Below are 17,508 nucleotides of genomic sequence, written 5' to 3'. Positions count from 1 at the left end.
TGGCGATTGTTTGATCAATGTAACAGTTTTGTTGTACACGAATCGAGCCAGCAGATTGTGCTGAAAAAAAATGCAAAGGGTGGAAAATCTGTTAAGTCGGTACCAGGCTTAGTCTGCCCATAAAAGATGGGACTGGATAAACACACACCGACACGACGTCGGACTTACGGGAGTATCACATGACTGATATTGCGCAGTTGCTTGGCAAAGACGCCGACAGCCTTTTACAGCATCGTTGTATGACCATTCCAGCCGACCAGCTGTATCTGCCTGGTCACGACTACGTTGACCGCGTGATGATCGATAACAACCGTCCGCCTGCGGTCCTGCGAAATATGCAGACGCTCTACAACACTGGGCGCCTCGGCGGCACCGGGTATCTCTCTATTCTGCCGGTGGACCAGGGCGTTGAGCACTCGGCGGGCGCCTCTTTTGCGGCGAATCCGCTCTACTTCGATCCGAAAAATATTGTTGAGCTGGCGATTGAAGCGGGCTGTAACTGTGTAGCCTCCACCTACGGCGTGCTGGCCTCGGTTTCGCGTCGCTATGCCCACCGCATCCCGTTCCTCGTGAAGCTGAACCACAATGAAACCCTGAGCTACCCTACCGAATATGACCAGACCCTCTACGCCAGCGTCGAGCAGGCGTTCAATATGGGGGCGGTAGCGGTAGGTGCGACCATCTATTTCGGCTCTGAGCAGTCCCGTCGTCAGATTGAAGAGATCTCCGCGGCGTTTGAGCGCGCGCACGAGCTGGGCATGGTCACCGTACTGTGGGCCTATCTGCGCAACAACGCGTTCAAGAAAGACGGCGTGGATTACCACGTGTCTGCCGACCTGACCGGGCAGGCGAACCACCTGGCGGCGACCATTGGCGCAGACATCGTGAAGCAGAAAATGGCCGAAAATAACGGCGGATACAAAGCGGTTAACTTTGGTTACACCGACGACCGGGTTTACAGCAAGCTGACCAGCGATAACCCGATCGACCTGGTGCGCTACCAGCTGGCGAACTGCTATATGGGACGTGCAGGGCTGATTAACTCCGGCGGCGCGGCGGGCGGCGATACTGACCTGTCAGACGCGGTGCGTACGGCGGTTATCAACAAACGCGCGGGCGGTATGGGGTTGATCCTTGGCCGCAAGGCGTTTAAGAAATCGATGGCCGACGGCGTGAAGCTGATCAATGCGGTGCAGGACGTCTATCTGGACAGCAAAGTCACGATTGCCTGACGCCTCCATCTCCCTCTCCCTGTGGGAGAGGGTTGGAGTGAGGGCATCATCGCGCACCGTGTGAAACATCAGCGCAAAAGCACACAGTCCGGCGGCAGCCGACACTGCAGCGCGCCGGGCAACACCTCAATGCGGAACTGCGTCCCGCTCAGCGGCTCTCCGTCAAGATTAAACGTCATCCCGTGCGGCGCATTTACCTCAAACCACGCCGATTTCCCGGCAATGATATTCGGACTCTCTTCCGGCTGCGTCAGCGTGGTAAACAGCGCGGGCAGCAGGCCGTCGCCCGTGAAAATTCGCAGCTGTAGCTGGCCGTCATTGATCAGCGCCTCCGGGCACAGCTGCTGGCCGCCGCCCGCCTGACGTCCATTGCCAATCCCTATCACCAGCGCGTCACCCTGCCACTGAAAATCCTCGCCGCGAATTTCGCAGCGGTCAGGCTTGAGGGTGTCCATGCGCATCAGCCCGTGGATCAGGTACGACACGCCGCCCAGCGCCGCCTTCAGCTTTTCCGGCGTTTCGCTGGTGATACGCGTGCCGAACCCGCCGGTGGCCATATTGATAAAGCAGGTTTTGTCATTCACCTGCGCAATATCCACAGCGGTGGCCTTGCCGAGGATCGCCAGCTGGAGCGCCTTCTCTAACTCTTCCGGGATCCCGGCGCTGGTGGCAAAATCATTGGCGGTGCCGAGTGGTAAAATACCCATAACCGGGCGGTTTGCCGGGGGGAGGTCGATAAGCGCTGACGCAATCTCATTGATGGTGCCATCGCCGCCGCCGGAAATGATGGTGTTGACGCCAAGCCCGAGGGCTTCATTGATATAGCGTGCCGCGTCGCCTTTTTCCCACGTCACCCTGACGTGAATACGCGCGCCGTCGTCACGCAAACCCTGAATTGCCTGACGCAACAGATCGTTGCCCGCACTTTTGCCGTTGAGAATCAATAAACTGTCTGGATAGGTTGCCATCCGCGCTGCTCCCTTTTTTAGCGTTAGTAAGAGTGTATAGCAGAGAGGGAAAAAGCGGGTAAGAACAGGATGAAAGGGAAAAATTAGCCCGCGTAAAAAGGGGCTCCTTTACAACGAAAGCGGCGCCCCGCGTTGTTGACTCTTTTTACGGCTTTTGCTCAACTGACTCTTACCGTTAACGTTTGAGCCCTGCCGTTTGCTTTGCCTCTATTTTCAACTGCTTACGCCACACCCGATTATGTAGCGTTAGCGCAATTGAACGGTAAAAGACCGATGTGTTCATCCACAAGATATTCAGGCAGAAAAATCCCAGCCCTAATAATGAGGTTATTTGCGGTGTGTAATTCTCTACAGAGCTGAATAAAAGCGAAATCCACGTCCAGATAAAGTAAACGATGCTCATCAAGCCAGTCAGTGTAATGACAGAAATATGCAGTTTATATCCCGTAAAGGACCCTCTGGCAGTTGAAAACATCGTGCTCATCACAATCATGCAATACACCACTGCTCCAAGGAATACTCCCATCATTACTTTAAACTCAGGTAAACCGAGCAGACGAAACAGCAACATCCAGACAGAAACTTGCAGCATAGCGTAGCAAAAAATAGTGAGTAAGGTACTTATTGCTAATGGAATGCCTGTCATATGTACGCCCACAGGAACGCCGAACTGACCTTTTAAGCGATCTTTCAATGATTCAAGCCGTTGGCGATCGTCAGTCGCCATTTCACCTGTTATCACTGTACTTAATGCAAGGCTCTTCTTGATGTAATTTATCATGTCCGGGTCAATAACTTCCTGTAAATGAAAAAGACTGAATCAAACCAAAAACGTATTTACCAGATTGTGTAATATTCTGAGGGTTCCGGATTGTACCCGAGAGAGCACTACCAACAAATGCTGAGGAGTTTGAAATAGCATTCAACAGCTCTCGCTGTAAGAGCAACTGCAGCGCTTCCGATGGATAACGTTTAGGATATACCCCGGCTTTCATTGCTGCTTTAACCCCTGAATTCGAGATGCCGGGATTTCGGATACGAATGATTTCCTCAGTTAACCGCGTGCGGTCTGCCCGGCTCATTTTTTGTAATAACGAGAGTAAACTTTCAGACGTTGAGCGATTAAGCAGGCGGTAGGTTAATACAGCGCTTTTTAGACCCGCAGCAGCCCCGGCAAGTGAAATCGCATCCAGAGCAGTATTGGTTGCGGTATACCATTCCTGGGAGTCCATCCACGCAACATAGTCATTATGATTCATGGCAATAAGTGACAAGCGGCCAAGCCCGTTTGCACACTGAATTCCTGTTGCTACACCACCAGCGACAATCACAGCGGCAACAGCACCGGAAGAACCTGCGGTGAGAGGAATGGCCATACCTGCACCTGCAGCAAGTACTACAGTGAGAATGGCAGCTCCGCAAGAAATCGCCGTAGAACCTATTTCAGTCGCTAATGACGGTGACTGAATCGTCGTCGTCGTTGCCTGGATGGGATTATTTGATGAGGCATTTACTTTAGTGATGACGACATGGCTTACCGAGCTTTCGTTTGGCGTCGCAATTCGCCTTGAGGGTCTTACTAACCACTGACGCGCGCCGTCTGAGTAGATGATCCCAACCTGGCTAAAGTTACGGCTACAGTCCAACTGATTGGCAAGAGCGGTGAAATTTATATCCCCGCCGGAGGCAAGACCCAGACTGCGTGCAAGTTCGTAATCCGGAATATCCTTTGAAATCTGACCAGGAAATGTCATGTCGTCTCTCCGTCCGTGTGAAATCGTATATCGCTAAGAAATCAAGAGTAAAGGGCATGTTGTGGGCGGGAATTAGGAATGATCCTAATAACGCTCCATCCTGCCAGATCCAATGAAAATTGTGATGGATATCATATACCCGCCCGATTTTCGTAAAAGATATTCCAGCAGACGCTGTCGCGAATCAACACCCTTCATTTGGTGGGGCGGTGCAATTTCATTCTGACTAAGTGGACTGAATGGTACAAAAAAATAAGCCCGCGTAAGGGAGATTACGCAGGCTAAGGAGGTGGTTCCTGGTACAGCTAGCATTTATGGGTTATGTTTTTCAGCGGGGGGATAATACCCGTATTGAACGAAGCGGTATGTGATCCGATTCTAAGAATTATCCCAGCGCGAAAAAATTTCCCTGATTAACTATTTGCCGTGTGGGTTTCGGGTGCTTTCACCGTTGAAGTTACGCATCAGCAGCGCGAACTTCAGCTCCACCTCTTCCGGAACCGGCAGCCATACGGTATGGCCGTCACCCGGCGCCACGTCAATCGCTTCGCCTTTGCCGTTTTCCAGATGCTCCAGCGTGAAGTTCATGTTGCCCTGCGGGGTCATCAGCTCCAGGCTGTCGCCTTTGGTGAATTTGTTTTTCACCGCAACGGCCGCCAGCGCGCCTTTGCGCTCGCCGGTGAAGTCTCCGACAAACTGCTGGCGCTCGGATACGGAGTAGCCGTGCTCGTAGTTCTGGTAGTCGTCGTGGGTATGACGGCGCAGGAAGCCTTCGGTATAGCCGCGATGCGCCAGGCCTTCCAGAGTTTCCAGCAGGCTGGTATCGAACGGTTTACCGGCGGCCGCATCGTCGATGGCTTTACGATACACCTGCGCGGTACGCGCGCAGTAGTAATAGGATTTGGTGCGGCCTTCGATCTTCAGGGAGTGCACGCCCATCTGGGTCAGACGCTCTACGTGGGCGATGGCGCGCAGATCTTTCGAGTTCATGATGTAGGTGCCGTGCTCGTCTTCAAAGGCGGTCATGTACTCGCCCGGACGTTTGGCTTCTTCAATCATAAACACGCTGTCGGTTGGCGCGCCGATGCCCAGCGTCGGCTCAACGTTGGTCACCGGGATAGGCTCATGCTTGTGGACGATGTTGCCGACGTCATCCTCTTTGCCTTCCTGAACGTTATATTCCCAGCGGCAGGCGTTGGTGCAGGTGCCCTGGTTAGGGTCGCGCTTGTTGATATAGCCGGAGAGCAGGCAGCGGCCGGAGTAGGCCATGCACAGCGCGCCGTGGACGAAGATTTCGATTTCCATATCCGGCACCTGGGTGCGGATCTCTTCGATCTCTTCCAGCGAAAGCTCGCGAGACAGAATGACGCGGGTCAGCCCCATCTGCTTCCAGAACTTCACCGTCGCCCAGTTGACGGCGTTAGCCTGTACGGAGAGGTGAATATCCATCTCCGGGAAGTTCTCCCGAACCAGCATGATTAAACCCGGGTCCGACATGATCAGCGCGTCCGGCCCCATATCGACCACCGGCTTCAGGTCACGGATAAACGTTTTCAGCTTGGCGTTGTGCGGCGCGATGTTCACGACCACGTAGAATTTCTTGCCCAGGGCATGCGCTTCGTTGATGCCGAGCTGCAGGTTCTCGTGGTTGAATTCGTTGTTACGCACGCGCAGCGAGTAGCGCGGCTGGCCCGCATACACGGCATCGGCGCCATAGGCGAAAGCGTAGCGCATATTTTGCAGCGTTCCCGCCGGGGAAAGGAGTTCCGGTTTAAACATGTTTGTTCTCGTTCTGATGACAGGTCAGATCCGCGTGCACCAGGTGCAGCGGTAAGGGGAGATCCCCCACTTTAAGGGCGGGCATTGTAGCGCTGCGGGGCAGGGAGGTAAAGCGCCGGGTCGCGTCAACGCTATCCCGGCGTGCTTCGTGTTGTCAGGTGTTGTCTTTTACCGTCTGAGTGGACCCGTTAGTTTTGACCGAGGCTATGCCCTTATCACGCGATTGTTCCGTTGCATAAAGCTGACTGCTGCCAATCACCTGATGATTGCCCGCCTTGAGATTGAAATGGTATTTACCGTTAGAGGCTGTTTTTTTCTCATAGCGCTCGTCCAGGGGGCTGTTCGTGCGTACGGAGGCAATGCCGTTTTCGGCGGCACTTTTACTGGTGTAAAGCTCGCTGGTAAGAACGATCTCCCCGTTACCCGCCTTCAGCACAAACCTGAACTGACCATCGCTGCTTTTACTTAATTCGAACCAACCAGACATAGGAACTCCTTGATCGAAAGTAAAATGAGAGGCACCAGTTATAAGCAAGCGAACCGGTAAAAAGAGTATGGTTGATTCCTGAATTGATTCCAGAAAAGAAAAACCCGCCCTGGGGCGGGTTTCAGCGTCGAAAGGTCACGCAATCCTGCACGCATCCGCTTCCCAGCGATATCCCACCCCATACACTGCGCGAATAAACGACTGCTCGGCGTCCAGCGCCTCCAGCTTGCGGCGCAGGTTTTTGATATGGCTGTCGATGGTGCGATCGGTCACCACGCGGTAATCGTCATACAGGTGGTTCAGCAGCTGTTCGCGGGAGAAGACTTTGCCCGGCTCGTGGGAGAGGGTTTTCAGCAGGCGGAACTCCGCAGGCGTCAGGTCCAGCAGCTTGCTGCGCCAGCTCGCCTGGAAGCGGCTTTCGTCGACAATCAGCGGGCTTTCGGCATCCAGCACCTGAAGCTCGCGCTGCGGCCTGCAGCGGCGCAGAATGGTTTTCACGCGGGCAACCACTTCACGCGGACTGTAGGGCTTGCAGATGTAATCGTCCGCGCCGATTTCGAGCCCCAGCAGGCGGTCAATCTCTTCGATTTTGGCGGTGACCATGACGATCGGCACGTCGGAGAAGCGACGAATTTCCCGGCAGAGGGTCAGTCCGTCAACGCCTGGCAGCATTAAATCAAGCAGGATCAGATCCGGCGGGGTCTGGCGCACGTACGGCAGCACCTGATCACCGTGGCTTATCAGTGACGGGGCATAGCTGGCCGCGCGTAAATAGTCGATCAGCAGCTGTCCCAGCTTGGGTTCGTCTTCGACGATCAAAATGCGCGGCGTGTTTTCGTCAATCGGTAACTCGGTCATACTTCTCTCGATAAATCCCGTTCCAGAGGTAACTCTACTGTAATGCTAACCCCGCCAAAAGGCGAATGGGCGGCGCGGATCGTGCCATTATGCGCCTCAACGATGTTTACGCAAATCGCCAGCCCCAGGCCGGAACCGCCGCTGGCGCGGTTGCGGGAGCCTTCGGTACGGTAGAAACGTTCAAACAGTTTTTCCAGCTGCGCGTCCTGCACGCCGGGGGAGGAATCCGCGAAGGTGAGGGCAAAGCGCCCGTTTTCCTGCCTGCCGGAGATATGCAGCCCGCCGCCGCTGTCGGTGTAGCGCAGGCTGTTTTCCAGCAGGTTGTTGAACAGCTGCATCAGCCGATCTTTGTCGCCAAACACCACCGCGCTGTCCGGCAGGGAGAGATCGATTTTCAGGTTGCGGCTGGCAAACCGCTCGCGGAACGCGCCGCTGATCACTTCCAGAATGTTAATCACGTCCACCGGCGCTTTCTGGTAGGCCAGCGCGCCTTCGTCGGACATGGAGAGCTGGTGGAGATCGTCCACCAGCTTGGTGAGCGTACCCACCTCCGCCTGCAGAGAGGCCACCGATTCGGGGGTAAACTGGCGCACGCCGTCCTGAATGGCCTCCAGCTCGCCGCGCAGCACCGCCAGCGGCGTGCGCAGCTCGTGGGAAATATCGGCCATAAAGTCGCGACGCATCTGCTGGTTCTTCTCCAGCGTGCTGGCGAGCTGGTTAAAATCCTGCGCCAGCTTGCCCAGTTCGTCCTGGCTGCGGGTATCGACGCGGGTGGTGAAATCCCCGGCGGCCAGCTTGTGCGTGCCCTCTACCAGCCGTTTCACCGGGGCGAGCAGACCGCGCGCCAGCGGGAAGGTGGCGAGCGCGGCGAGCAGCGTGGAGAGGGCGACAATCAGCCAGCTTGTACGACGCTGCTGGCGGTCAAAGTTGATGTCGGTGTTGCGCGTCAGGCGCTCCACCGGGGAGGCGATCACCCAGCCAACGGTGGCGTTATTCACTTTTATCGCTCGCCGGGTGCCGTCCGGCGGTATCGGCGCGCGCGGGCCAACCAGGGGACGCATATCCTGGTCGATCACCCAGAACTGGGTGCGCCAGCCGTGCGGCGGCATGCCCGGGCCGGGACGGTCGTCACCGGTATCGTGCTCCAGCGAGCGCAGGATCTGGAAAATAAAGCGGTCGTTATTGCGCAAAAAACGCCAGTTACCGTGCTGGGCGTACTGTTCACTCAGCGCATCGCTCAGTCCCTGCAGACGCTGCTCATTGCCATGCTTGATGTAATCAATAAAACCGCGCTCAAAGCTTACTCGCACCGCCCAGTGCATGGTGACCAGCAGGACGATACAGGTGGCAAATATCGCCACGAAGAGCTTGCCGGTAATGCCCGGACGCCAGAATTTCATGAGCCACTCCTTTTGCCGCGCCTAATCACGACGTTCTTGCTGGTATCATCCGGCACTCTGGCGAAGATGAAAGCGGGCAGGGCGATGATGACCGCCATGCTGAGATAGGTATACAAAAAGACCTGATGCGCCACCGGCGTGTCGACGCTGAGGTGGTGCTGGCCGTACATGCCGAGCAGTAACCCCGCGATAGTCACGCCCACGCTCATGGAGAGCTGCATCACCATCGACAGCAGGCTGTTGCCGCTGCTCGCCAGATCGTCCGGCAGGTCTTTAAGGGTCAGGGTATTCATCGACGAGAAGCGCATGGAGTTGACGATCCCCTGGCAGAACAGCACTAGCGGCAGAACGTAGTACCAGCCCATCAGCGCCACGGCCATAAACAACAAGCTGACAAGCGCCAGCCCCAGCGTGGCGGCCACCAGCACGTGTCGATAGCCAAAGCGGTTTACCACCTGCACCACAATGCGCTTCATCCCCATGCTGCCGAGCACCATCGGGATCATCATCAGACCCGCGTGGAACGGCGAAAAGCCCATGCCAATTTGCAGAAAAACGGGCGTCATAAACGGCAGCATCCCGCTGCCGATGCGTCCGGCAAAGCTGCCAGACAGGCCCAGACGGTAGGTGGGGTTTTTAAACAACGCCAGGCTGAACAGCGCCTTATCGTTTCCTCTGGCATGCCGGAGGTACCACAGAATAGCGGTAACGCCGAGCGCGATCAGGAGACCGAGCGTCAGGGGCGAAATCCCAAGTCCTTTTTGCCCGTCGAGCGCCAGGGTAAGCGTTGCCATACCCGCCGCCAGCAGGATAAAGCCAAAGAAATCAAAGCGCCGCGTCTGCATTTTGTAGTTCGGCATCAGCGCCAGGGTCGCAATCGCGCCGATAATGCCTACCGGGAGGTTGATTAAGAAGATCCAGTGCCAGGAGGCGTACTCCACCAGAATGCCGCCCAGCGCCGGACCCAGCAGCGGCCCCACCTGACCGGGCAGGGTGACAAAGGTCATCGCCGCCATGTACTGCTCGCGCGGCACAATCTTCATCACCGTTAACCGCCCGACGGGCACCATCATCGCCCCGCCGATGCCCTGCAGCACGCGCGCCATCACCAGCTGGTCGAGGGTATTGGCCTGCGCGCAAAACAGCGAGCCGGTGGTAAACAGCACGATGGCGGTAAAGAAGATATTCCGCACGCCGACCTTATCGGCCAGCCAGCCGCTGGCGGGCAGCATCACGGCAACCGTCAGCACGTAGGAGACAATCACCATGTGCATATGCAGCGGGCTCTCCCCCAGGCTTTTCGCCATGGAGGGGAGGGCGGTGTTGACGATGGTCGTATCCAGCGACTGCATAAAGAAGCCGAAGGCGACTATCCATAATTGCCAGCGAACGTTGCTGGGAAGCTCGGTCATTTACCCGTTTACCGTTTCTCTGTTTTTACGCGAAAAGCGCAGCCGCAGGCGGTCGAAGAACAGATAGACCACCGGCGTGGTGTACAGCGTCAGCAGCTGGCTCATCACCAGCCCGCCGACAATAGTGATCCCCAGCGGCTGACGCAGCTCTGAGCCGTCGCCGCCCGAGATAACCAGCGGCAGCGCGCCAAAAAGCGCCGCCAGAGTGGTCATCATAATCGGACGAAAACGCAGCAGGCAGGCCTGGAAGATCGCCTCTTCCGGCGAGAGGTTGCCGTTGCGCTGGGCGTCCAGCGCGAAGTCCACCATCATGATGGCGTTTTTCTTCACGATGCCGATCAATAGCATGATCCCGATAAGCGCGATAAGGCTGAACGGCGCGCCGAACAGCTCCAGCGCCAGCAGCGCCCCAACGCCCGCCGACGGCAGCGTCGAGAGGATGGTCAGCGGGTGCACGTAACTCTCATACAGTACGCCCAGCACAATATAGACCGTGGCGATGGCGGCCAGAATCAAAATCACCTGCGAGTTCATCGTCTCCTGGAACACCTGCGCGGTCCCGGCGAAGCTGCCGCGGACGGTGGACGGCACGCCAAGCTGGGTCATCGCGCGGTTGATTGCATCGCTGGCCTCAGACAGTGACGAACCGGCGGGTAGGTTAAAGGAGATGGTCGACGCCGCCGAAAGCCCCTGATGGTTCACCGACAGCGGCGCGTTGGCAGGCTGCCAGCTGGCGAAGTAGGAGAGCGGAATCGCCTTGCCGTCGTTGTTAATCACAAACATTTTGTCCAGGGCGCTGATGTCCTGGGTGTAGCGCGGGTCAACCTCCATCACCACCTTATACTGGTTCATCGGCTGGTAGATGGTGGAGATCTCGCGCTGGCCGAAGGCGTTATTCAGCAGGCTGTTGGCGGCTTCAACGTTGATGCCCAGCCGCGACATGGTTTCACGGTCGTAGGTCAGGGCCATCTCGGCGCCGTTGTCCTGCTGATCGGAGTTGACGTCCGCCAGCTCCGGCAGGGCGGCCAGCGCCTTACGGATCTTCGGCTCCCACTCGCGCAGGGCGGCCAAATCGTCCGAGAGTAACGTGTACTGATAGCTGGCGTTCGCCTGTCGCCCGCCGACGCGGATATCCTGAACGGCCATCAAAAACAGGTTTGCCCCCGGCTCTTTGGCGAGCTTCACCCGCAGGCGGTCTATCACCTGCTGGGCGGTTTCGTTGCGCTCGCCGCGCGGTTTCAGGGTGATAAACATCATCCCGCTGTTGACGCGCGACCCGCCGGTAAAGCCGGTCACGTTATCCACGGCTTTGTCTTCACGAATGATCTTCATAAAGTCCTGCAGCTTGCCGCGCATGGCCTGGAAAGAAATGCTCTGGTCCGCCTGAATGCCGCCCATCAGCACGCCGGTGTCCTGCTCCGGGAAGAAAGTTTTCGGGATGGTGATATACATCCAGACGTTGAGCACGATGGTGCCGATCAGCACCAGGCCGACCAGTCGGGTATGGTTCAGCACCCACTTCAGCGATTTTCCGTAGCCTTCCTGCATTGCCATCAGGAAACGGCCAAAGCCTTTGCGGCGCGGCTGCGAATGCGGTTTGCTGCGCTTGAGCATCCAGCCGCACATCATTGGCGTCAGAGTTAAGGAGATAACCAGCGATATTCCGATAGCGACGGAGAGAGTGACGGCAAACTCGCGCAGCAGCCGGCCCGGCAGCCCGCCCATCAGCAGCAGCGGCAGGAATACCGCCACCAGCGACAGGCTCATTGAGAGCACCGTAAACCCGACCTCGCGCGTGCCCTGCAGGGCAGCCTGCAGCGGCTTCACGCCCGCTTCCAGATGGCGGGAGATGTTCTCCAGCACCACGATGGCGTCATCCACGACGAAGCCCGTGGCAATCGTCAGGGCCATTAGCGACAGGTTGTTGAGGCTGAACCCGCACAGATACATGGCGGCAAAAGTACCGATCAGCGATACCGGCACGGCCACCGCCGGGATCAGCGTCGCGCGGCCGGAGCGCAGGAACAGGAAAACCACCAGGATCACCAGCGCGACGGAGATCACCAGCGTTTGCTCGACCTCTTCCAGCGAGGCGCGAATGGTCGGGGAGCGATCCTGGGCAATTTGCAGATCGATTGCTGCCGGGATGGTCTCCTGCAGGTCCGGAAGACGGGCGCGAATGCTGTTCACCGTCTCAATAATATTGGCCTCCGGCAGCTTGCGGATCATCAGCAGAATGGCCGGTTTAGCGTTGGTCATCCCGGCGTTACGCACGTCCTGCACCGAGTCGGTGACGCTGGCTACGTCGCTTAAGCGCACCGCCGCGCCGTTGTTGTAGTGAATAATAAGCGGCTGATATTCCGCCGCGGTTTTCAGCTCGTCGTTGGTGTGGATCTGCCAGCGGTGGCTGCTGTCCTCAATCGCCCCCTGCGGTTTACGCACGTTGGCGTTGCTGATGGCGGAGCGCACGTCGTCCAGCGACACGCCCTGGTTAAACAGCGCCTGCGGGTTTAACCCCACGCGCACGGCGGGCAGGGAACTCCCACCGACGCTCACGTCACCGACGCCGTTAATTTGCGAGATGGTCTGCGCCAGCTGGGTAGACGCAAAGTCGTAAAGCTGCCCCTGAGAATAAGTGTCCGAGGTCAGCGTCAGGATCATGATTGGCGCATCGGACGGGTTGGCCTTGCGGTAGGTTGGGCGGCTCGGCATCCCGCTCGGCAGAAGGCTTTGCGCGGCGTTGATGGCGGCCTGCACGTCGCGCGCCGCGCCGTTAATGTCCCGGTCGAAGCTGAACTCCAGAATAATGCGCGTGCTGCCCAGCGAGCTGCTGGAGGTCATCTCGTTGACCCCCGCAATCCGCCCGAGCGAGCGCTCCAGCGGCGTGGCAACGGACGAGGCCATGGTTTCCGGCGAGGCGCCCGGCAGCGAGGCGCTGACCATGATCACCGGGAAATCCACCTGCGGCAGGGGGGCTACCGGCAGCAGCCGGAAGCCCAGCACGCCACAGAGGGTAATGGCGAGCGAGATTAAAATCGTCGCCACCGGGCGATAAATGAAGAGGGCGAAAAACTTCACTTATGCCTCCTCTTCACGTTTCGGGAAGCGGCTTTTGGTCCACAGCGCCAGGCGGTCAAACAGCAGGTAGATCACCGGCGTAGTGAACAGCGTTAGCACCTGGCTCACCAGCAGACCGCCGACCATGCCGATACCCAGCGGACGGCGCAGCTCCGCGCCGACGCCGGTGCTCAGCATCAGCGGCAGCGCACCCAGCAGGGCGGCCAGCGTGGTCATCAGGATCGGACGAAAACGCAGCAGACAGGCCTGGAAGATGGCATCGCGCGGCGACATGCCCTGCTCGCGCTCGGCGGCCAGGGCAAAGTCGATCATCATGATGGCGTTTTTCTTCACGATCCCGATAAGCAGGATAATGCCGATGATGGCAATGACGTCCAGCTCGCTGCCCGCCAGCATCAGCGCCAGCAGCGCCCCCACGCCCGCCGTCGGCAGGGTAGAGAGAATGGTGATCGGGTGGATAAAGCTTTCATACAGCACGCCGAGCACGATGTACATCGCCACAACCGCCGCCACGATCAGCCAGATGGTGTTACCCAGCGCGGCCTGAAACGCCAGCGTGCTGCCCTGGAACTGGGTCTGAATATCGGACGGGAAGCTGAGATCTTTTTCAGCCGCCTGAATGGCCTCCACCGCTTCACCCAGAGAGTAATTATCCGGCACGTTAAAGGAGATGGTGGTGGACGGGAACTGATCCAGATGGTTAATCGACAGCGGGGTATAGCGTTCTTCCACCGTGGCGATAGCGCTCAGCGGCACAATGCCGCCGTCTTTGCTGGTCAGGCGCACCGAATCCAGCCCCGCCAGGCCAGGCGTGTTCTCCGTGTTGTGCTCCAGCACCACGCGGTACTGGTTGGCCTGGGTGTAGATGGTGGAGATCAGGCGCTGACCGAAGGCGTTGTACAGGGCGTTGTCCACGTCTGCCATGGTGATACCCAGGCGGCTGGCGGTATCGCGGTTGACGTTAACGTACGCCGCCAGCCCTTTGTCCTGCCAGTCGCTGCTGACGTCGGAGAGCTGGGGCAGGGTGTTAAGCTTGTTCACCAGCTGCGGCACCCAGGTGCTGAGAGCATCCAGCGTGGTGGCCTGCAGCGTGAACTGGTACTGCGTGCGGCTGACCTGCGTATCAATGGTCAAATCCTGAATCGGCTGCAGGTAAAGCTCAACGCCCGGCACGCGCGCGACGGCGTTTTGCAGACGCTCAATGACGGCGTTGACGCGATCGTCACGTTCATCCAGCGGCTTAAGGTTGATCTGCAGACGCGCGCTGTTGAGCGACGGGTTGGTGCCGTCGACGCCCACGTAGGAGGTCAGGCTCTCCACCGCCGGATCTTTCATGACGATCTCAGACACCTGCTGCTGGCGCTGGGCCATATTGGCGAAGGAGACCGACTGCGGGGCCTGAAGCGTGCCCTGGATAATGCCGTTGTCCTGGATCGGGAAGAAGCCTTTCGGAATGAAAATCCACAGCATCACGCTGAGCGCCAGCGTTCCCAGCGCCACGCCGAGCGTGGCCCACGGATGGTTCAGGACTTTCGCCAGCACGCGACCGTAGGCGGCAATAATCCGCTCGAACATGCGCTCGGAGGCGCGCGAGAAGCGGTTTTGCTTGCGCAGGGACTCGTGGCTCAGCATGCGGGCGCACATCATCGGCGTCAGGGTCAGCGACACCACGGCGGAGATCAAAATGGCGACCGCCAGCGTTACTGCAAACTCGCGGAACAGACGCCCGACGATATCGCCCATAAACAGCAGCGGGATCAACACCGCAATCAATGAGAAGGTCAGCGAGATAATGGTAAAGCCGATTTCCCCTGCGCCCTTCAGCGCGGCGGCCAGCGGTTTTTCGCCTTTCTCGATATAGCGCGAGATGTTCTCGATGACGACGATGGCGTCGTCCACCACGAACCCGGTGGCAATGGTGAGCGCCATCAGCGTCAGGTTGTTGATCGAAAAATCGAGGAACACCATCACCGCAAAGGTCCCGACCAGCGAGAGCGGCACGGCGACGGCGGGAATAATGGTTGCCGGAACGTTACGCAGGAACAGATAGATGATCATGACGACCAGCGCAATCGCCAGCATCAGCTCAAACTGGGTGTCGGTGACCGACGCGCGAATATTCGTGGTGCGGTCGGAAAGCACCTTCACGCTGACCGATTTCGGCAGGCTTTCGATCAGCTGCGGCAGCATGGTGCGGATGCTGTCGGCGGTTTCGATGATGTTAGCGCCCGGCTGGCGCTGCACGTTCATCACGATCGCCTGCTGCTTGTTGGCCCATGCCCCCAGCCAGCTGTTTTCCGCGCCTTGTTCTACGGTCGCCACGTCGCCCAGACGCACCGGGGCGCCGTTTTGGTAGGCGATAATCAGCTGACGATATTCGTCGGCGGACTGCATCTGGTCGTTGGCGGAGAGCGTGACGGCGCGGGTTGGGCCGTCCAGCGAGCCCTTCGCCGAGTTGACGTTCGCGTTGCTGATGGCGCTGCGGATGGTTTCGCTGGTGAGCCCCAGCGCGGCAATCGCCTGCGCGTTAAGCTTCACGCGCACGGCGGGACGCTGGCCGCCCGCCAGCGTGACGAGGCCGACGCCGGAGACCTGAGAAATTTTCTGCGCGACGCGCGTTTCGACCATATCTTCGACCTGGGTCATCGGCATGGCGGAGGAGGTGACGGCAAGCGTCATGATCGGCGGATCCGCCGGGTTCACCTTGCTGTAGACCGGCGGGTTAGGCAGGTCTGACGGCAGCAGATTGGTGGCGGCGTTGATGGCGGCCTGTACCTCCTGCTCGGCGACGTCCAGCGACAGCGTCAGCTGGAACTGCAGCGTCACGACGGACGCCCCGCCGGAACTCTGGGAGGACATCTGTTTTAGCCCCGACATCTGCCCGAACTGGCGCTCCAGCGGTGCGGTGATGGCGGACGTCACCACGTCCGGGCTTGCGCCGGGATACAGCGTCACCACCTGAATCGTTGGGTAATCCACCTCCGGCAGCGCCGACACGGGCAGGAAGCGATAGCCGATAATCCCGGCGAGCAGGATCGCCACCATCAGCAGCGTGGTGGCGACAGGACGAAGGATAAACAGGCGTGACGGCCCACCTGTAGAGCCCGGCGGCAGCACCTGCATCAGGAGGTCGCTCCCTGTTTCGCAGGTTCAACCACTTCCACTTTGGCCCCTTCGGTCAGACGGTCAATGCCGTCGGTGACCACGCGGTCGCCTGCGGAAAGCCCGGCGCTGATGACCACCGTCTGGCTGTCCTGAATTCCGGTTTTTACCAGATGCTTGCTGACCTTATTGTCGCTGTTAAGCACCCAGACGAAGTTACCTTCGTTACCCATTTGCAGCGCGGCGGTGGGGATCACCACCGCGTTTTCTTCGGTGGCGACCAGCATGCGCGCATTGACGAACTGGTTCGGGAAGAGGGCATCGTCCTGGTTATTAAAGCGCGCTTTCAGCTTGATGGTGCCGGTGGTGGTGTCGATCTGGTTATCCAGACTGAGCAAAGACCCTTCACTTAATTTCTGCTTGTTGGTGCGGTCCCAGGCTTCCACCACCAGGCCTTTACCGGCTTTTTGCGCCTGCATGACGGTCGCGATATCGCTTTCCGGCAGGGTAAAGACTAAATCAATCGGGTGGGTTTGGGTGATCACCACGATGCCCGTGGTGTCGCCGCTGGAGATTTGGTTGCCGATATCAACCTGCTTCAGGCCGACGCGGCCGTCTATCGGCGCGGTGATGCGGCTCCAGTCCAGCTGCAGCTGGGCGCTGGCAACGGCGGCTTCGTCGGCTTTGATAGTGCCCTGCGTTTCGCTGACCAGCGACTGCTGGGTATCAAGCTCCTGACGAGACACGAGGTTGGTTTTCACCAGCTGCTGGTAGCGGGCCAGATCGCGACGGGCATTAGCAAGAGTGGCTTTGTCTTTCGCGAGCTGTCCCTGCGCCTGGGCGAGGGCGACCTTAAACTGGCTCGGATCGATTTCTGCCAGTAAATCACCGGCTTTGACCTGCTGCCCTTCCTGGAAGTGAATGGCCATCAGCTGGCCGTCGACGCGGCTGCGCACCGTGGCGGTGTTGGCGGCGGTAATGGTCCCGAGACCTGTGAGATAGCGAGGAACGGCTTTATTCACCGCCGTCGCCGCCTGAACCGGCGCCAGCGCACCTCCGCGCATGCCGTGGCGCCCTCCGCCTGACGGGCGCTGTGCCTGACTGTTGGCACCGGCGGGAGCGGCGGAGTTCGCGGATTGACTGTGCCAGTACCAGGCGGCGGCAAGGACCACCACAATGATGCCAGCGGCGATTGCCCAGCGGGATTTGTTACTGCCTTTCATCGTTATACGTTCTCATCCTGAAGACTTCGGGGAATGATACTAGTTTAGTCAGCTAACACAGCGGAAAAATGGAGGAAATATGGAAGACTGTCTGGAATTGTCTGAGTGTTGCCGGGTGACGCTTCGCTTATCCGGCCTACAAGGTAAATGCAAACAGCAACGGATGTTGCCGTTTTGGGTGTTTTCTCCCTCTCCCTGTGGGAGAGGGCCGGGGT

At 58.4% G+C, this 17,508-nt stretch carries 12 protein-coding genes; 1 reads left to right on the top strand and 11 read right to left on the bottom strand.

The window, feature by feature from the left end:
* Nucleotides 1-179 precede the first annotated feature (179 nt).
* Nucleotides 180-1,232, top strand: coding sequence for a class I fructose-bisphosphate aldolase (gene fbaB / locus V1587_RS17245; protein ID WP_023312424.1), 1,053 nt, complete (start codon nt 180-182; stop codon nt 1,230-1,232).
* 68 nt (nt 1,233-1,300) lie between these two features.
* Here the strand turns inward: fbaB and yegS are convergent, their stop codons facing one another.
* The 11 genes from yegS to V1587_RS17190 form a co-directional block, all read right to left on the bottom strand.
* On the bottom strand, nt 1,301-2,200 hold the full coding sequence (gene yegS, locus V1587_RS17240) for a lipid kinase YegS (protein ID WP_320711149.1): 900 nt from the start codon (nt 2,198-2,200) through the stop codon (nt 1,301-1,303).
* 175 nt (nt 2,201-2,375) lie between these two features.
* Entirely contained in the window at nt 2,376-2,927 is a 552-nt protein-coding gene (locus tag V1587_RS17235; protein WP_371897253.1) for a hypothetical protein, read from the bottom strand.
* Between the two features lie 61 nt (nt 2,928-2,988).
* A complete protein-coding gene (locus V1587_RS17230; protein WP_371897252.1) occupies nt 2,989-3,954 on the bottom strand; it encodes a hypothetical protein in 966 nt (321 codons plus the stop codon).
* Nucleotides 3,955-4,371: 417 nt separating this feature from the next.
* Nucleotides 4,372-5,733, bottom strand: coding sequence for a tRNA 5-hydroxyuridine modification protein YegQ (yegQ, locus tag V1587_RS17225; RefSeq protein WP_023312421.1), 1,362 nt, complete (start codon nt 5,731-5,733; stop codon nt 4,372-4,374).
* Nucleotides 5,734-5,887: 154 nt separating this feature from the next.
* On the bottom strand, nt 5,888-6,220 hold the full coding sequence (locus V1587_RS17220; protein WP_048991161.1) for a YegP family protein: 333 nt from the start codon (nt 6,218-6,220) through the stop codon (nt 5,888-5,890).
* A 135-nt stretch (nt 6,221-6,355) separates the two neighbouring features.
* Nucleotides 6,356-7,078 carry a two-component system response regulator BaeR gene (gene baeR / locus V1587_RS17215; protein WP_032642850.1) on the bottom strand — a complete coding sequence of 241 codons (723 nt, stop codon included), beginning with the start codon at nt 7,076-7,078 and terminating at the stop codon, nt 6,356-6,358.
* Entirely contained in the window at nt 7,075-8,478 is a 1,404-nt protein-coding gene (gene baeS / locus V1587_RS17210; protein ID WP_371897251.1) for a two-component system sensor histidine kinase BaeS, read from the bottom strand. The genes baeR and baeS overlap by 4 nt, the downstream gene beginning before the upstream one ends.
* The gene (locus tag V1587_RS17205; RefSeq protein ID WP_371897250.1) at nt 8,475-9,890 is read right to left on the bottom strand and encodes an MFS transporter; all 1,416 of its coding nucleotides are present in this window, start codon (nt 9,888-9,890) and stop codon (nt 8,475-8,477) included. The genes baeS and V1587_RS17205 overlap by 4 nt, the downstream gene beginning before the upstream one ends.
* The gene (gene mdtC, locus V1587_RS17200) at nt 9,891-12,968 is read right to left on the bottom strand and encodes a multidrug efflux RND transporter permease subunit MdtC (protein ID WP_395314432.1); all 3,078 of its coding nucleotides are present in this window, start codon (nt 12,966-12,968) and stop codon (nt 9,891-9,893) included.
* Nucleotides 12,969-16,091 (bottom strand): MdtB/MuxB family multidrug efflux RND transporter permease subunit, encoded by a 3,123-nt coding sequence (locus tag V1587_RS17195; protein ID WP_395314431.1) that lies wholly within the window; start codon nt 16,089-16,091, stop codon nt 12,969-12,971.
* Nucleotides 16,091-17,293 carry an MdtA/MuxA family multidrug efflux RND transporter periplasmic adaptor subunit gene (locus V1587_RS17190; protein ID WP_371897247.1) on the bottom strand — a complete coding sequence of 401 codons (1,203 nt, stop codon included), beginning with the start codon at nt 17,291-17,293 and terminating at the stop codon, nt 16,091-16,093. The genes V1587_RS17195 and V1587_RS17190 overlap by 1 nt, the downstream gene beginning before the upstream one ends.
* Nucleotides 17,294-17,508 lie beyond the last annotated feature (215 nt).

Origin of the sequence: Enterobacter sp. ECC-249 (assembly GCF_043965265.1) — a bacterium.
GTDB classification, from domain to species: Bacteria; Pseudomonadota; Gammaproteobacteria; order Enterobacterales; family Enterobacteriaceae; genus Enterobacter; species Enterobacter quasiroggenkampii.
This window is presented reverse-complemented; position numbering and strand designations above follow the sequence as displayed.